The following is a 17,230-nucleotide window of genomic DNA, read 5'->3' as shown; positions in this document are numbered from 1 at the left end:
GTTGTATGGGTCATGCAAGGACGCCGTTCAAGGTGTCTTGATATGGCGCGGTACCACCTTGCTTACTGATTCTACTTAACGTGCATTGTCTCCCCAGCAGCATAGTGTTGGGGAGACAATGCAGTCGAGCGTTATCAGTCGCTTCGTGACTGCTATGACGGGCTTACCCGTCCGGTTCTACTAAGGCTGTATCTATTCCGCAGTCTATCCTCGTCGCAACGATACAGTGGACAGGTGCAGGTACGGCCTGTTCTTCCGGATTGCTCGCCGGTGATGGCCGGGTCTTTGCAACTACCTCAATTTTAGGCAGGTTTTGGGAGTCTGTCTAACAGGGTGTTTTCTGTAGTGTTCACCCCGTGAGAGGTTATCCACAGTGAAACAGTGTTTTTGAGGTCTTTTAACCCCATATCTTGTGTCAAAGTTATGTTCGAACCCTAGATAGTGGTGGTTAAGGAGTTTTTTGTGGCGAGCAGACTCACCAAAATTACAATTTTATTCTGGCGCGTTGAACACCATTTTATGGTGTTTTAGGAGCGGCGCCGACGAATTACTTTATATTGTGCAGCTTGAGCTACTGGGCGCATCACTACTCGGTCTAGGTTGATATGGTGTGGAACGTTGACAGCAAAGGTGACAGTTTGTGCAACATCTGCTGCAGTCAGAGGGTGTTCAACTCCTTCATAGACTTTTTGTGCAGCTTCAGCAGAGCCAAGACGATTCGCTGAGAACTCTTCCGTGTGAACCATCCCTGGGCTAATTTCAATGACTCGAATATTATGTTCTGCTTCTTCTAGACGGAGCGCTTCGGTCAGTCCTCGCTGACCAAACTTTGCAGCGTTATACCCTCCCCCGCCTTCATATCCAGCTTCAGCAGCAGTAGAGGTGAGGTTCAGTATGGTTCCTTCTGCAGATTGGCGCAATGCAGGTAGGAAGGCTTGAATCATGTTCAAAGTACCCAAAACGTTGAGTCGATACATAAAAGCCCAATCATCAGGCTTTCCATCAGCTACGTGATCAACGCCTACAGCACCACCAGAGATATTGACGAGGGCGTGTAAGGTGCCTCCAGTTTGTTCGAGAACCTGCGCACTGGTAGCTTGTACTGCGTTAATGTCGGTGATATCTATCGGTGTAGGAATAGCACCAGTGCGTTGGGCAAGTTCTTCAAGACGTTCGACACGACGTGCTACAGCATATACAGTCCACCCGCTAGCGCACATCTGTTCGACGGTGGCTCTACCAATGCCGGAAGAAGCACCAGTGACGACAGCAATTTTTCCGGTGTGGGCTTGGGCGTCAAAAGGATTTTGAGGAATATAAGTCTCTACCATGGTTCCAACTTACCGATAGATGGCTAAGCAGCGGAAGATATTCCTTAAAAATGACAGAGCATTTTCTCTATCTGGGCGTTCACCTGCCGATATCACCTCAGATTTCCCCCAGAACAGAACCAGAGCATGAGAGAATAACCAGCATGGCTGAAAATAACCAGGGCACAGACACGCCCGTAACAATTAATGTTCCTGACCGTCCCGGCTTAGAAGGTCTCGAAAAGAAACTTTCTGAACGTTGGGCTAACGAAAAAACGTATGCTTTCAATCGTGAGACAACACGTGAAGAAGTGTATTCTATTGATACCCCGCCACCGACCGCATCGGGTTCTTTACATGTAGGGCACATGTTCTCTTATACCCAGACTGACGTAATCGCCCGTTACCAGCGTATGCGTGGGAAAAATGTCTTTTACCCATTGGGTTGGGACGATAATGGTCTGCCAACTGAACGTCGTGTTCAAAATTATTATGGTGTTCTTTGTGACCCAGCTATCCCCTATGACTCAGAGTTTGTAGCACCAGAGAAGCCCGCTAAAAATCAGCGTGACTGGCCACGTATTTCGCGCCAAAATTTTATTGAATTATGTGAGACTCTAGCTACTGAAGACGAAAAGGTCTTTGAGCAGCTTTTCACCACATTAGGGCTTTCTGTTGATTGGTCTCATACATATCGAACTATTGATGCTCACTCACGTAAGGTCTCTCAACTTGCGTTTCTCAACGACCTCAAAAATGGCGATGCTTATATGGCAGAGGCACCTACGATGTGGGATGTCACGTTCCGCACGGCAGTTGCACAGGCAGAGTTAGAAGATAAAGAACGTGAAGGTGCATATCATCGTATTTCTTTCCACCGTCCTAATGGTGAAAAAGTGTGGATTGAAACGACACGCCCCGAATTGTTGCCTTCCTGTGTAGCTCTTGTAGCTCACCCTGATGATGAACGGTACCAAGAACTTTTCGGTACTACTGTTACTTCACCGCTATTTGGCGTCAGTGTGGAGGTTAAGGCTCACCCGTTGGCTCAGCCCGATAAAGGTGCTGGTATTGCGATGGTCTGTACTTTTGGTGACACCACAGACGTCACCTGGTGGCGTGAACTACAGCTTCCTACTCGTGCTCTGATTGGTCGTGATGGTCGTTTCAGCCGTGACACCCCCGAGTGGATTACTGACGAGCAAGGACGAACTAACTACGAACGTATGGCCGGAGCCACCGTCTTCACCGCTCAGAAAACCGTTGTTGAGATGCTTGTTGAAGCTCAAGAAATGGATGGAGAGCCACGAAAGATTACCCATCCGGTCAAGTTCTATGAAAAAGGCGACAAGCCTCTTGAAATTGTGGCAAGCCGTCAATGGTATATCCGCAATGGTGGACGTGACGTATCACGTAGAGAAGAACTACTCGAACGCGGCCGTGCGATGACGTGGTACCCCTCGTTCATGCGTTCACGGTATGAGAACTGGGTTGAAGGTCTTAACGGTGACTGGTTGATTTCTCGCCAACGATTCTTCGGTGTGCCGTTCCCTATCTGGTACACGCTTGATGAAGATGGCGAACCAAACTACGACGAGCCCATTATTCCTGATGAGCAGATGCTTCCGGTCGATCCTGCCGCAGAGCCTGCCCCTGGATTCACTGAAAATCAGCGTGGTGTACCCGGAGGATTCGTTGCAGACCCCGATGTACTGGATACATGGGCGACTTCATCATTGACTCCTCAGATTGCTACGGGTTGGGCAGTAGATGAACAGCTTCATCAGGTGACGTTCCCGATGGATTTGCGCCCTCAAGGTCATGACATTATCCGCACCTGGTTGTTCTCTACGGTAGTACGTTCACACTCTTTGGAGAACTCTGTTCCGTGGGCAAATACTGCTCTATCAGGGTGGATTCTTGACCCAGACCGTAAGAAGATGTCTAAGTCTAAGGGCAATGTTGTTGTCCCCAATGAAGTCCTCGAAAAGTATGGTTCTGATGCGGTGCGTTATTGGGCTGCTTCGGCTCGTCTTGGTGCAGATACCGCCTATGACGAAGGACAAATGAAAATCGGTCGTCGTCTTGCTATTAAACTGTTGAACGCTTCAAAGTTTGTGCTCGGACTTGGCGCTACACAAGATTCTGTATTGACTACTGCAGAACAAACAAGTGTTCTGACCAACGCTTTGGACCGTTCTCTTCTGGCAAAACTTGCACAGGTCGTAGAAGAAGCCACTCTTGCTTTTGAAAAGTATGAGTATGCTCGCGCTCTTCAGCTTTGTGAGACGTTCTTCTGGTCTTTCACCGATGATTTCGTAGAACTCATTAAAGACCGCGCCTATGGTTCTCGCGGTGAAGAAGAACAAGCATCTGTCCTAGCGGCTTTGGCAACAACTCTCGATGCACTCTTGCGTCTTTTTGCACCGTTCTTGCCATTTGCTACCGATGAGGTGTGGAGCTGGTGGCGTTCAGGTTCAGTTCACCGTGCTTCATGGCCAACCTCTGAGGGGTATAAGGCGGTACTCGAGAACGCAGATGTTCAGGTTCTGCCTACCGTAGGTCTAGCCTTAGGTGGTTTACGCAAGGCAAAGTCTGAAGCTCAAGTTAAACAGCGTACCGAAGTGGCTACCGCAACTATTTCTGCATCGCAAGAAGTTCTAGAACAGGTTAAAGCTGGTGTCGAAGATCTTAAGGCTGCTGGAAATGTGCGAGAGCTTCAATTTGTTGTCGCCGACGTTGAGCTCTCTGTCTCAGAAGTTGAGCTTCTTACAGAAGAGACCGAAGCATAAAATGTCTCTCACGTTACCGCACCTATCCGGTTAACGAGAAGATGGGGAGAACACTGCGTTTTAGCAGGTGGTGTTCTCCCCATCTTTGTTTTCTTAGTTCTTTTCAAAATTTTGGATTTTCTTATGTCGGATTCTTCTCCCCGCCCTTTTGATGCGCAGTACCCCAAATATCGTGGAGATCCCAATAACGTCAGCAAACAACGCTATTTTATGATGAATATGGGAAAGCGAGTTCTGGAAGGGTGGGCCGATAAACTTTATTTTGTATTTGCTGGAATCGCCTCTATCTGGCTTGCGGTGGTAGCGCTGATTGATTCGTGGTATCACAGCTGGTGGGGTATTCTCATCGCCTTTGGTTTTTGGTTCTTCTCTGCTTATCTCACGTTGCCTCGTTTTCATCGCATCATGACAGACCTATATGTTCCCGACTATTTTATTGGACGCACCCGCACAGGTGATGGTCTTCTCGGAGACCCTGTCAATATCGGACTCCGTGGAACAGCAGAAGAGATTCATACTGCGATGAAAAAAGCAGGATGGGTCAAGGCAGACCCCGTTACGTTGGCATCCTCATGGCGTATTATCGTCAATACGCTCAGGAAGCGTCCTTACCCAACGGCTCCGGTTTCACCTCTTTATTTATTTCATCGTTCTGAGAATTTTGCCTATCAGCAAGAGGTAGATGGCTCCCCTAGCAAACGTCACCATGTTCGTTTTTGGAAAGCACCTGAAGGGTGGAAATTGCCAGGTGGCGAACCCGTTGATTGGCTTGCTGCAGCAACTTTTGACAGAGCAGTAGGACTCTCCCTATTCACTTTTCAAATTACTCATAAGATTGACGCTGAGACAGATAAAGAACGTGACTATGTCGTTGAAACAGTGTTGTACTGTAATCAGAAGGCACGCTCTGATCTGATCGAGGATTTCTCTTCTGGGTATCATTCCCGTAACGGTGGCGGAGACACCATTCTTACCGATGGGGATTTACCTATCCTCGATTTGACGTCGGTATGCAATCGTCAAGATGAACGTCACAACGCCCAACGACATGAGCGCATGCATCGTCGTAGGCCTTGGGAATTAGTAGAACAAGCGCCGTTGAGTGTGTGGCTTGCTTCTGCTTTTACATCTTTAGTGATTCTTCTACAAGCGTTCTTGAGCGTTACGCATTTAGGTGTTCTGGTTAACCCAAAAGATTCCTTTGAAGTAGATGTTCAAAGGTTCTGGCAGATGTACATTGCACCGGTTGTTATTGTTGTTGTCCTAGTCATCACGATTATTCAAATTTTTCTCGTGGTGTGGACGATTCGCGGAAGCCAGCTAGCACGTAAAATTCTGTTAGCGTTATTGTCTTTTTCTTTTATATCTAATGCACTTAGCCTTGTATTTGGTACGGAGCAAGATATTAGCACTACCTATACCATCTATGTGCTCATGGCCTCTCAAGTGTATGCACTCTTAGAGTTCACTTCTGACGGTGCAGTGAACTATACCTTCAACATGACTCGGCAGAAATCTCGCCGTTAGGACAAAAAGTGAGGGGTTGGGGCACAATATCTTTTGTGTCCCAACCCCTCTATCTTTTAAGGGTCTTTTTATTGGTGGTTAAAGATTGGCCCAACAGTACGGGGCCGTTTCAGCTCAAAGAAACCGGGATAGGAAGCTAAACCGAGAGCAGCGTCAAAGAGCTTTCCAGCTTCTTCTCCCGTTGGGGCGGGACTAATGACAGGGCCAAAGAAGGTGACACCGTTAATGCTCATTAGCGGAACACCAATATCGTCTCCCCCAGCTTGTTCTAAACCACGACGAGTAGAAGAACGCATCTGCTCATCGTATTCGTCCTGATGGGCGTACTGCGCATATTCTTCAGGTAAACCGACCACGGCTAAAGCAGCAACAATAGCTTCTTCGTAGCGGGTACCGCCATGGTTCTGTTGGTGATGGATTTGTTCACCTAAAGCGGTGTATAGTGCATCAACTTCTTTTTGTGAATAGTTTTCAGCTACCGCAGTAACAACACGAGCTGGACCCCAGACCTGTTCCATATGTTCACGATATTTTTCAGGCAGGTCACGCCCCTCGTTCAATACGGATAGTGAGAAAGGATTCCACACGACGTCAATATCACGAACTTTCTCAACTTCTTTAATCCAGCGTGAGGTAATCCAACACCAAGGGCAAGTTGGATCAAACCAAAATTCTACGGATGCTTTATCTGCCATCATGGCTCCTTAATATTGAGAGATAAGGTTTTAAGTCCCTATACTATCTTCTTCGTGTTTTCAGAGAAAGGTTCTTTAACGTTTAGGCCGATTTCTGAGAATTATCCCCTGCATCCAGTACCATAATGGGATCTTTATGCCCCTGAACGACCTCCGCGTCGACGATAACAATAGATACGTCTTGACGTGATGGGATATCAAACATGACAGGAAGTAAAATCTCTTCCATAATTGCTCGTAACCCACGCGCACCGGTCTCACGTTCAATAGCAAGTCTCGCAATAGCTGACAAAGCGGAGTCTTCAAAGACAAGCTCTACACCATCCATAGAAAACATCCGCTTATATTGCTTCACCAAAGCATTTTTGGGTTCGGTAAGGATTCTTGTGAGGTCTTCTTCGCTCAAGGTATTCAATGTAGCAAGAACCGGTAAACGACCAATAAACTCAGGAATCAAACCAAATTTGAGCAGATCCTCTGGCATCAGTTTTTGAAGGATATCAGTGTCCTGCCCAGCATTATCAATGCGTGCACCAAAACCAATACCTTTTCGTCCAACACGCCCGCTCACAATCTCTTCAAGACCGGCAAACGCACCCGCAACGATAAACAAGATATTCGTTGTATCGATATGCATAAAATCTTGTTGAGGGTGTTTGCGCCCTCCTTGTGGAGAGACCGCCGCTACCGTTCCTTCAAGAATTTTCAGTAACGCTTGCTGTACGCCTTCGCCTGAAACGTCTCGAGTAATTGACGGGTTATCAGCTTTTCGTGAGATTTTATCGATTTCGTCAATGTAGACAATGCCTTTTTGAGCTTTTTTGATGTCTCCATCCGCAGCTTGGATAAGTTTAAGCAGAATATTCTCAACGTCTTCACCAACATATCCAGCTTCAGTCAAAGAGGTAGCATCAGCCACGGCAAAAGGAACGTTCAGTTTTTTAGCAAGAGTCTGAGCGAGATAAGTTTTTCCAGAACCCGTAGACCCCACGAGAAGGATGTTAGATTTCGCAATATCAACATCTTCCCCGTCAGCGGCAAGGAGTGCGCTCGCCTCGGTGATGGGGTTTTCCATCATGCGAATACGTTTGTAATGGTTGTAGACAGCAACGGAGAGAACTCTTTTCGCGGCTTCTTGTCCGACGACGTATTCTTGAAGGTGTGCAAAGATCTCTCGTGGTGTAGGCAACTCTAGAGGTTCGTTGTTTTTACGAGTTTCTGCTAGTTCTTCTTCAAGTATTTCGTTACACAGTTCGATACATTCATCACAGATGTAGATGTTTGGCCCCATGATGAGTTTACGGACTTGTTTTTGGTTTTTGCCACAGAAGGAGCATTTGAGAAGGTTGGTTGCCTCGCCGATTCTCGCCACGCTGCTATTCCTTTCCGTCGGATTCTGTCAGTCTCTAGGCTACCTTGATTCTCTCAGAGTCCAAATTACACACAGTTTTAAGTCTTAACTACGGTTGTGTTACAGAGTTTTGACTTCTATCATAACGGCATTTGAGGTGTTTGAGATAAGACTATACTATTTGTTTTCTTTTTATCGTAAATATACAAGTGAGCCCCTTGAACACTCATCTTGACAGGAGTGTTCAAGGGGCTACCACGATTTTTAGCTATAGTCTTCTGCAGTGTTAAATTTTGGTTTTACCGCTTTACGTGATTCAAGCACTTGGTCGACAAGGCCATATTCAAGAGCAGCTTGTGCTGTCATAATGTTATCTCGTTCGATGGAACGATCTACTTCTTCAGGATCTTTATCGCAGTGTAGCGCTAGGGTGTTTGCAAGCCATTGGCGCATACGCATCACTTCATTAGCATGAATTTCGATATCGGAAGCCTGCCCGCCTTGTTGTCCACCCAACGCTGGCTGATGAATTAGCACACGGGCGTTGGGAAGAGCCAAACGTTTACCGGGCGTTCCCGCTGCTAAGAGCACAGCTGCAGCAGAAGCTGCTTGACCGAGGCAAACGGTTTGAACCTCAGGACGAATGTACTGCATAGTGTCATAAATTGCTGTCATCGCGGTGAAAGAACCACCCGGTGAGTTGATGTATAGGGTGATGTCACGATCTGGATCTTGAGATTCGAGCACGAGTAGCTGCGCCATAATGTCATCTGCTGAGGCGTCATCTACTTGAGTTCCAAGGAAGATAATACGGTCTTCGAAGAGTTTAGCGTAGGGGTCTTGACGCTTGTACCCGTAGGGGGTGCGTTCTTCAAAATTTGGTAGTACGTAACGGTTAGTAGGCATTCCGTAAGCAGGCATTGATGTGGGGTTATAGTTCATTATTATTCTCCTCAAACTTTGTCAATACACAATTATTTTTGTGCTGAGACCTGTGTTCCTGCACTGGTAGCGATGTGGTCAAAGAAGCCGTAGGCAAGGCCTTCTTCTGCAGTAAACCAGTTGTCTCGGTCGTTATCTTTGAGGATAGTTTCCAAGGTTTGTCCGGTACGTTCTGCGGTAATCTGCGATAGACGTTTTTTCATATCTAAGATGAGTTCTGCTTGGATACGAATATCAGAAGCGGTACCGCCTAAACCGCCAGAAGGCTGATGCATGAGGATTCGGGCGTTAGGAGTTGCGTAGCGTTTCCCTGGCGCTCCTGCGGTGAGGAGGAACTGTCCCATGGATGCAGCCATACCGGTTACGACGGTTACAACATCATTAGGGATAAGTTGCATCGTGTCATAGATTGCCATACCTGCAGTGACTGAGCCACCAGGTGAGTTGATGTATAGGTAGATATCAGCTTCAGGATCTTCTGCAGAGAGTAGAAGCATCTGGGAGCAGATACGGTTTGCGTTGGAGTCGCGAACTTCAGATCCAAGCCAGATAATACGTTCTTTGAGCAGACGGTTATATACATAATCGTCTTGTCCCCCAGCGGGAGTTTCTGCGTGTGAAGTAACTCCAGCAGAGAACGATGGTAGAGGCAAAATATCAGACATAAGTTCTTTTTCCTTACTCGCTGATACCGAACGGGGGTCGGTTCATTGAAAATATCGGTTACTTAGAAGACTAGCGAACTTTTCATCGCTTCGGGTGTGAGTTCACGTTCAACGAAACACCTCGTGTCACCCCTGCACTATTTAATGGCGATGTTTCGGTCATAACGTTCAGATAATATGACGGTGGGGCACACTCCCCAAGGAGTGTGCCCCACCGTCATATCAGAAAATTTATTCTGCGTCTTTTGCAGTTCCTAGGTAGGAAGACAAGTCAACAATGTTGCCCTTAGCGTCTTTAACCTCTGCCTTTTCAAGAACAGAAGCAAGAGCCTTAGAACGGCGTACTTCGCCGACCATGAGACCAGCCTGTCCAGAGCCTTCTAACATCTGAGCGAACTGGTTTGGATCCATACCGTACTGAGAAGACATGGTAATGATGTAGTCAATAATTTCAGACTGTTCAACACCAATTTCTTCAGCTTCAGCAATAGCATCGAGAACCATTTCGTTCTTGAAAGCTTCGGTTGCATTCTTGCGGATTTCTTCGCGGTGCTCTTCGTTATCGTGGTCAGCTTCAGTACCAGCGGACTTGAAGTGCTGTTCTAGCTGATCTTCGATAACTTTCTCAGGAACAGGAACTTCGGTCATTTCTACGAGCTGAGCAAGAACTTTGTCGCGAGCTTGCGCGCCTTGTTCTGCAACTTTAGACTCGAGAGCCTGCTTTTTGAGATCTTCTTTGAGCTCTTCAATGGTGTCGAACTCTGAAGCTAGCTGAGCGAACTCATCATCAGCTTCTGGAAGTTCGCGTTCCTTGACTGCGGTAAGTTCAACCTTAACAACAGCGTCTTTGCCAGCGTGTTCTCCGCCAGCAAGCTTGGTTTCGAAAGTTGCGTCTTCGCCAGCAGAAAGTGCAGTGAGAGCTTCGTCTAGACCTTCAAGCATAGTACCCGCACCAACCTGGTAAGAGAGGTCGTTTGCAGCGTCTACTTCTTCACCATCGATAGAAGCAGTGAGGTTGATCGTCACGAAGTCTTTATCTGCGGCGGGACGGTCAACAGCTTTAAGGGTTCCAAAGCGTGCACGAAGGTCGTCAAGAGCTTTCTGTTCATCTTCTGCAGAAACAGTTGCTTCTTCAACTTCTACACTCAAACCAGAGTAGTCAGGAAGTTCAATTTCAGGGCGAACAGTAACCTGAATGGAAAGTTTTACATCATTTTCACGCGCAGATTCTTCTGGCTTGCTAAGGATTTCCAGTTCTGGTTGCGCAAGAGGAATAAGACCGTTCTCAGCGAGTGCTTTCTGGTAGAACTCGTTGAGTCCTTCGTTGAGAGCGTTCTCTACAACAAAGTCGAATCCGGCGCGCTGTTCAATAAGCGCACGAGGAGTTTTACCTTTGCGGAAGCCGGGAACCTGGATCTGCTGAGCCAGAGACTTGTAGGTACGGTCAAGGTAAGTCTTGAACTCTGCGAAAGGAACCTCGACCTCAATTTTTGCGAGGGTCGGGTTGATCTTCTCGACGGCAGTTTTCACGTCCGCTGATCTCCTGAATATTTAGTCGGTTATCCGCAAGCGTTGTTAACTCGCAGATTCTTGTAATGGTTCTTATGATAAAGCAAAACCCGTCGAAAGAATACTTCGACGGGTTCTGCTAACTCATGTCGGGGTGACAGGATTCGAACCTGCGATCTCCTGCTCCCAAAGCAGGCGCGTTAGCCAAGCTACGCCACACCCCGTTCAGCACAAGGCGTTATCCAGTGTATAACAGTTTTTTCATCCTCGCTACTCGAAAAATATTTTTTGAGCAATTTTCAACTCAAAAAACAGCGTTACAACCGTTGAAAAAATAACATTTAACCTAGTGAAAACTGTTTTTTATAACACGAGAAAAAATCTCAAAAATTTTTCCAAGAACCCCTAAAAAACCCCTTTTGGCAGAAAAATCAAAAAAATTCTCTTTTTCGAGTTGACACGGCACCAAAACTAGTGTTTACTTGATTGAGTCCCACGGGGATGTAGCTTAATGGTAAAGCCTCAGTCTTCCAAACTGATTACGCGGGTTCGATTCCCGTCATCCCCTCCAAATATAGAAAATCTCCCAGACAGTACAGTCTGGGAGATTTTTTTATACCCTCAGATACAACAATACGGCGCTACCTAACAATCCCAATTCGTAGAGAAGTGTAGATAGCGCCGTACGCTTTATAAAAATTAAGTTCAGCTCACCGTATGCGCAAAGATTATTGCTGACATTGAGGACACCAATATAACTTACGCCCAGCAAGTTCTTTCATCAGAATATGAGAAGAGCATAAAAGACAAGGCTGCCCCTGACGTTGATACACATAATACGCAGCATCAGGCCAAGCATCTTCTAAAGAAATACCAACACGATGCTCACCACGAGTTGTCACAATCTTCCCCAAACGAACACCAATATGCAATAGTTCGCAAAGATCATCCCACAGCTGCACAGCTTCTTCTTCAGAGACTTCCCGCGCCGGACGCATCGGGTCAATACCTAACCTGAATAATGATTCTGCTCTAAAAATATTTCCAACACCAGAAATAATCTTTTGGTCCATTAAGACAACAGCAATGGGACGAGTCGTACGACACAGAGAACGATAGAACCTTTCTGCAGATCCCTCCACAGAAAGGGGGTCCTCCCCTAGGTCGCCTCGCACTTTTTGCACTTGCGCAGGTGTTAGCACACGGCAAGTCATTGCACCAACTAAATCAGCCCAACATGTGTCAGCGATAATCCTCGCTCGCGTAGTTGGAGCCACCTTAGGCGGAGCAGTAGCTACTACATGCTGTCCGCTCTGCTCTCTTTCGTGAGCTTTACGAGGGGCACCAATGGCAGTAGAACCAATAAAATGTTCACCACCAAAAGTCCAAGCACCATAAATCCCCAAATGAACGTTAAGAGTCAGCTCATGGTCAAACCCCACAAAAAGATGTTTCCCATGAGCATATGCATCGATAATAGTCTGCCCGTCAAGGAGCTGAGCACCATCACTAAAACGCCCCTGAGGGCTGGTGACAGAAACAGTTTTTCCTGAAAATAGCTCCGTAAATTGATGAGCAAGACGATGGATAGAGTGACCTTCTGGCATAACTATCGTATTGGCTTCTCAAAAAACTTTTAAGAGTTAATCTCTTGGCCAGTAATAGCACCAGTTGCCTCGTACTCTGCCATCTGATGAATGCGTCGCTGATGACGTTCTTCACCAGTCCAAACAGTCGTGAGAAAAACACGAATAATTTCCCACGCTTCTTCAAGGCTATGTTGACGGCCACCAATAGCCACCACATGAGCATTATTATGTTCACGCGCCAAGGCAGCAGTATCGTGATTCCACGCCAAAGCAGCACGGATACCAGTTACTTTATTTGCAGCCATCTGCTCACCATTTCCCGAACCTCCCAGAACAATGCCAAGAGAGTCTAGCCCCTCTTCCCTATCTTTCCGGACGCCAAGAGCAGCATTAATACAGAAGCTGGGGTAATCATCTAATGGGTCATATTCACGGGGACCATGATCAATCACCTCGTACCCATTCTCAGTTAACTTCTGAACAAAATACTGACTCATCTCTAAACCAGCATGGTCAGTAGCAATATGTACGCGCATAATAAAGCTCCTTGAAAGCAATAACGCCAGCAGAGACGGGGAGTTCTTCTGCTATGTGCAGTGGTTATTCAGGTAGCGCCTATTTCATCTTTGTGAACTAGGGCATTAGACTTTGAGAGAAGAGCTACTTGCTCATAGTTCTGCTAGGTCTTATCTAATGATTCTAGTAACGATTGAGGAGTAACGCATTCTACGCGTCTGCGTTGCACCCGTATTTTTAGAAAAAGAGAGGGCTATATGCCGGGAATGAACCTTACACGCGCTGAGGCAACTGAACGTGCAAACGTCGTAACTCACGTTGATTCTTACACCATCACACTGGATTTGACGCAAGGCGAAAGAATTTTCAGCACCCACGCAACCATCACCTTTGATGCAGTAGCTGGCACCTCAACCTTTATTGATGCCATTACCGACACTGTCCGTTCCATCAACCTCAATGGTGTTGAACTTCCAGTAGACCTCGCTGATGGAGTGCGTATTCAGCTACCAGAACTCGCAGAGAAGAACACCCTCATCATTGATGCAGATTTCCTCTACACCAACACCGGCGAAGGTCTGCACCGTTTCGTTGACCCAGCTGACCAAGAAGTTTATCTCTATTCCCAGTTTGAGGTTCCAGATTCTCGCAGAGTCTACCCCGTCTTTGAACAGCCAGACCTCAAGGCGTCCTTTACGTTCTCCGTTAAAGCACCGGAGCATTGGACAGTTATCTCAAACCAGCCCGAAACATCTGTTCAAAAACAAGCAGATAGCATGCTGTGGAATTTCAAGCCCACTCCCCGTATCTCCTCATATATCACCGCAATCATTGCCGGCCCCTATGAGAAGGTCACAAGCTCTTTAGTTAATGCTGAGGGACGTACCATCGCCTTAGGTGCCTTTGCCCGCAAATCTCTCATGCCATACCTAGACGCTGAAGAGATTTTCACCTTGACACGTCAAGGATTCGAATTCTACGAAAAGATGTTTAACACCCCATATCCTTTCGAGAAATACGACCAACTATTTGTACCAGAGTTCAATGCTGGTGCCATGGAAAATGCTGGTGCAGTCACCTTCTTAGAAAACTACATCTTCCGTTCAAAACCCACTGAAGCTCTTGTCGAGCGCCGTGCCATTACGATTCTTCACGAGCTAGCGCACATGTGGTTTGGCGACCTCGTCACCATGAAATGGTGGAACGACCTCTGGCTCAACGAATCATTCGCTGAGTTTATGTGCACTCTCGCAGCGGCGGAAAATACTCGTTTCTCCTCTCAAGCGTGGGCAACCTTCGCCGCATCAGGAAAAACTTGGGCATACCGTCAAGACCAGCTTTCATCAACACACCCCATTGTTGCGCCTATTCGTGACCTCAACGATGTGCAAGTGAACTTCGACGGTATCACCTACGCCAAAGGTGCTTCTGTTTTACGTCAACTTGTTGCATGGGTTGGACAAGAGAACTTTATGTCCGCACTCACCCAATATTTTGCAAAACATTCTTGGGGTAATACTGTCCTCGATGATTTACTCGTTGAGTTAGAGGCTACCTCCGGACGTGACGTTCGCTCATGGTCTGCACTATGGTTAGAAACCGCTGGTGTTAATACGCTAACTAGCGAAGTTGAAGAAGATGAAAACGGTAACATCTCATCGTTGAAGATTCGTCAAAGCTATGCGGAAGGATATGAGACGTTACGTCCGCATCGCCTTGTCGTCGGGTTCTATTCTTTGAGTGAAGGAAAACTAACACGTACCAAGCGTATTGAGTTAGACGTTAATGGTGAACTTACAGACGTGGCTGAAGCCTCCGGCGTTGAACGACCTGATTTGATTCTTCTAAATGATGAAGATTTAGCTTATGCAAAGATTCGTCTAGACGAACGCTCTTTGCAAACAGCTATTGACCATCTTGGTGATATCGACTCCCCCACGGCTCGTAGCGTTGTATGGGGCTCATTGTGGGATACTACCCGTGATGCGCAAATGCCCGCACACCAGTTTGTTGAGCTCGTTCTCAATAATATTGGTGCTGAGACAAACTCGACATCGATGCGTGTGCAGTTGCTCAATCTTGAGCATACTCTCTCCTTCTATGTCTCTCGTTCTCAGGCACAAGAGCTTCGTATCCGTGTTGCAGATCGTCTATGGGATATCACTCAAGCAGCTCAGCCTTATTCTGATCAGCAGCTACAGCTTGTACGTGCTTTTGCGCGTCTTGCAAAATCTGATCAACAGCTTGATTGCGTTCAATCATTAATGAATGGTTCAACTGTTCTTGAAGGTATCGTCGTAGACACGGACTTGCGATGGTCTTTTATTCAATCTCTAGCTGCCGGTGGGCGATACAGCGCAGAAGAAATTGCGCAAGCTCTCGAACAAGACCGCACATCAAATGGTCAGCAGGCTGCTGCTACTGCTGAAGCGTCCATTCCTACAGCTGAAGCTAAAGCTAAGATGTGGCATGACATCGTAGAAACCGGTGAGCTCTCGAATATTGTTCAGCGCTCTGCTATTGCAGGATTCTTTACCGGTGCAGACGAACAGCTCATGGAACCCTATGTTGAACGATATTTTGATGCGATTGAGCAGGTTTGGCGTTCTCGTAGCCATGAGATTTCTCAGCAAATTATCGGCGGGCTATTCCCCCAGAATTATTCTGCACAGTTATTGGAACGTACCGAACAGTATTTAGCATCGTTACCAGAAGATGCCGGTTCCTTGTACCGGCAAGTTGCTGAATGTCGAGATTCTATGGTGCGTGCGTTGAAGGCTCAAGAAGCAGACGTTCGTTCATAAATTCCAATGTTTTATTGATAAAACGTTGGGTCAAGAAAAGCCCCTTAGCGAATAGAAGTTGTTTTACTCCTATATTCGTTGAGGGGTCTTTTGATGTTTCAACCTCTCTTTTTCTCTTGGTAGGCTAGTGAACGTGAGTTCCCTTAATCATCCAGCAGAACAACAGTCTTTTTATGATCAAGTTGGAGGCGCCCCAACTTTTGAAAAGCTTTGTTCAGAGTTTTATCAAAGAGTTGCCTCAGACCCCGAGTTTCGCGCTATGTATCCGGAAGAGGACCTTGCTCCAGCGGAAAGGCGTCTTCGGATGTTTTTAGAACAGTATTGGGGTGGTCCTAGCACCTATCAGCAAGAACGGGGTCATCCACGTTTAAGAATGAGGCATTTCCCTTTTGCTATTGGAGCCAAAGAACGAGACACTTGGTTGCAGTATATGCGGGAGTCGGTCAAGACGCTTGGGCTATCTCCTCTTCACGAAACAGTGATGCTTGACTATTTAGAACGTGCAGCCCACGCTATGCAAAACCGCACATAGAGGTATTTATCTCTCTGTATGTGTATACCAGTTTAAAAGTCGCTACCTGCTTGTTGTTTTAGTCCGGCAGCAAGGAGATAAAAAGTTATTCTGTAGCTGAAGATTTTTTACATAATACGTGTCCCATGGGGCAAGATAATCTAATCCACCCCTGAGAATAGTAAATATAGACTGGCATATGCGCCACCGGTGGCAAAAAGCCTAGCACCTCTGCGGCAAACGCAATGCCGCTAGGAAGCGTGTAGTTCTCTGGGGTGTAATGATGTTGTGGATGTGGTGTTGCTTCCCATGGCATAGGAGATGACCAGATACGGGAACGAACGGTGGCCAAAACAGCATGCCCAGGGTTATTGGGAAGGGCACTATCTACCGCGTTCATTCCGTCAAGAGCTATTTTTTTAAGCTCTCCTACTGTGATGTGTCCAATTCTTTCCCACTGACTAAAGGGCGGTAGTTGCCCACTCCATGATGCTGTTGTGACCACAGGCGGTATAAAAAGATAATTTTTCTGTTGGTCGATACGAGCAAGACGATCTAGCACAGCGCTGATTTCTACTGTTGTGTCAAGTGTCTGGGCAGAGGCGATGTTAAGTGCTCTGAGCCCAAGGATGGTAGGGGTGGTATCGATGAGTGTTTCAGGTGACAACGCACAGACATAGGCGCCGACAGACATGCCACGAGTAATGAGCCGTACTGAAGCTTGTGTATCTAAAGATTTTGCGCGGGCGAGATAGGTTTTGAAGTCTTTAATTTGGTTAACATCTACCAGCTGAAGGTACGAAGCATTTTCTGCTGTTTTGTTAAGCACTCTTCGGTCCTACCTATTCGTCGTATATTTTTAGGTGATATGGCCTTATATCTGCACCATAGTTTTAGTGCAAGTCGTTATATAAGAATATCGTGTACAGAAGATAAAGAACGAGAGCACTGATAATTCTCTCAGCTTTTCTTGAGGGAGACCGTTAAAGGAGGGGTGGCACAAAAAAACAATTGTTTTT

General features: G+C 46.7%; 13 protein-coding genes and 2 tRNA genes. 5 read left to right on the top strand and 10 right to left on the bottom strand.

Annotated elements, in window-relative coordinates:
* Positions 1 to 527: 527 nt before the first annotated feature.
* Positions 528 to 1,331, bottom strand: a complete 804-nt coding sequence (locus ACN081_RS06375) for an SDR family oxidoreductase (protein ID WP_419107294.1) — start codon at positions 1,329 to 1,331, stop codon at positions 528 to 530.
* A gap of 143 nt (positions 1,332 to 1,474) precedes the next feature.
* Between ACN081_RS06375 and valS the strand changes: the two genes are divergently transcribed.
* Together valS and ACN081_RS06365 are read left to right on the top strand one after the other, a co-directional pair.
* Complete coding sequence (gene valS, locus ACN081_RS06370; protein ID WP_419107293.1) at positions 1,475 to 4,102, top strand: valine--tRNA ligase; 2,628 nt, start codon at positions 1,475 to 1,477, stop codon at positions 4,100 to 4,102.
* Between the two features lie 123 nt (positions 4,103 to 4,225).
* Positions 4,226 to 5,629, top strand: coding sequence for an LssY C-terminal domain-containing protein (locus ACN081_RS06365; RefSeq protein ID WP_419107292.1), 1,404 nt, complete (start codon positions 4,226 to 4,228; stop codon positions 5,627 to 5,629).
* A gap of 68 nt (positions 5,630 to 5,697) precedes the next feature.
* Here the strand turns inward: ACN081_RS06365 and ACN081_RS06360 are convergent, their stop codons facing one another.
* The 6 genes from ACN081_RS06360 to ACN081_RS06335 form a co-directional block, all read right to left on the bottom strand.
* Positions 5,698 to 6,324 (bottom strand): DsbA family protein, encoded by a 627-nt coding sequence (locus ACN081_RS06360; RefSeq protein ID WP_419107336.1) that lies wholly within the window; start codon positions 6,322 to 6,324, stop codon positions 5,698 to 5,700.
* Positions 6,325 to 6,406: 82 nt separating this feature from the next.
* Positions 6,407 to 7,696 carry an ATP-dependent Clp protease ATP-binding subunit ClpX gene (gene clpX, locus ACN081_RS06355; RefSeq protein ID WP_419107291.1) on the bottom strand — a complete coding sequence of 430 codons (1,290 nt, stop codon included), beginning with the start codon at positions 7,694 to 7,696 and terminating at the stop codon, positions 6,407 to 6,409.
* Positions 7,697 to 7,939: 243 nt separating this feature from the next.
* A complete protein-coding gene (locus tag ACN081_RS06350) occupies positions 7,940 to 8,617 on the bottom strand; it encodes an ATP-dependent Clp protease proteolytic subunit (protein WP_419103923.1) in 678 nt (225 codons plus the stop codon).
* A gap of 32 nt (positions 8,618 to 8,649) precedes the next feature.
* A complete protein-coding gene (locus ACN081_RS06345; protein ID WP_419107290.1) occupies positions 8,650 to 9,282 on the bottom strand; it encodes an ATP-dependent Clp protease proteolytic subunit in 633 nt (210 codons plus the stop codon).
* A gap of 231 nt (positions 9,283 to 9,513) precedes the next feature.
* The gene (gene tig / locus ACN081_RS06340) at positions 9,514 to 10,812 is read right to left on the bottom strand and encodes a trigger factor (protein ID WP_419107289.1); all 1,299 of its coding nucleotides are present in this window, start codon (positions 10,810 to 10,812) and stop codon (positions 9,514 to 9,516) included.
* 128 nt (positions 10,813 to 10,940) lie between these two features.
* Positions 10,941 to 11,015: transfer RNA gene (locus tag ACN081_RS06335), tRNA-Pro, on the bottom strand.
* A 273-nt stretch (positions 11,016 to 11,288) separates the two neighbouring features.
* On the opposite strand from ACN081_RS06335, the gene ACN081_RS06330 reads away from it, so the two are divergent.
* A tRNA-Gly gene (locus ACN081_RS06330) sits at positions 11,289 to 11,362 on the top strand.
* Between the two features lie 157 nt (positions 11,363 to 11,519).
* Here ACN081_RS06330 and ACN081_RS06325 read toward each other — a convergent pair.
* A complete protein-coding gene (locus ACN081_RS06325) occupies positions 11,520 to 12,398 on the bottom strand; it encodes an Fpg/Nei family DNA glycosylase (protein WP_419107288.1) in 879 nt (292 codons plus the stop codon).
* A 29-nt stretch (positions 12,399 to 12,427) separates the two neighbouring features.
* Positions 12,428 to 12,916, bottom strand: coding sequence for a ribose-5-phosphate isomerase (locus ACN081_RS06320; RefSeq protein WP_419103927.1), 489 nt, complete (start codon positions 12,914 to 12,916; stop codon positions 12,428 to 12,430).
* Positions 12,917 to 13,153: 237 nt separating this feature from the next.
* Between ACN081_RS06320 and pepN the strand changes: the two genes are divergently transcribed.
* Together pepN and ACN081_RS06310 are read left to right on the top strand one after the other, a co-directional pair.
* Positions 13,154 to 15,700, top strand: a complete 2,547-nt coding sequence (gene pepN, locus ACN081_RS06315) for an aminopeptidase N (protein ID WP_419107287.1) — start codon at positions 13,154 to 13,156, stop codon at positions 15,698 to 15,700.
* A gap of 133 nt (positions 15,701 to 15,833) precedes the next feature.
* Positions 15,834 to 16,232 carry a globin gene (locus ACN081_RS06310; RefSeq protein ID WP_419107286.1) on the top strand — a complete coding sequence of 133 codons (399 nt, stop codon included), beginning with the start codon at positions 15,834 to 15,836 and terminating at the stop codon, positions 16,230 to 16,232.
* Between the two features lie 85 nt (positions 16,233 to 16,317).
* On the opposite strand, the gene ACN081_RS06305 is transcribed toward ACN081_RS06310, so the two are convergent.
* Positions 16,318 to 17,040, bottom strand: coding sequence for a transcriptional regulator (locus tag ACN081_RS06305; protein WP_419103930.1), 723 nt, complete (start codon positions 17,038 to 17,040; stop codon positions 16,318 to 16,320).
* Positions 17,041 to 17,230 lie beyond the last annotated feature (190 nt).

The organism is Rothia sp. P13129 (assembly GCF_048512865.1).
Classification (GTDB): domain Bacteria; phylum Actinomycetota; class Actinomycetes; order Actinomycetales; family Micrococcaceae; genus Rothia.
This window is presented reverse-complemented; position numbering and strand designations above follow the sequence as displayed.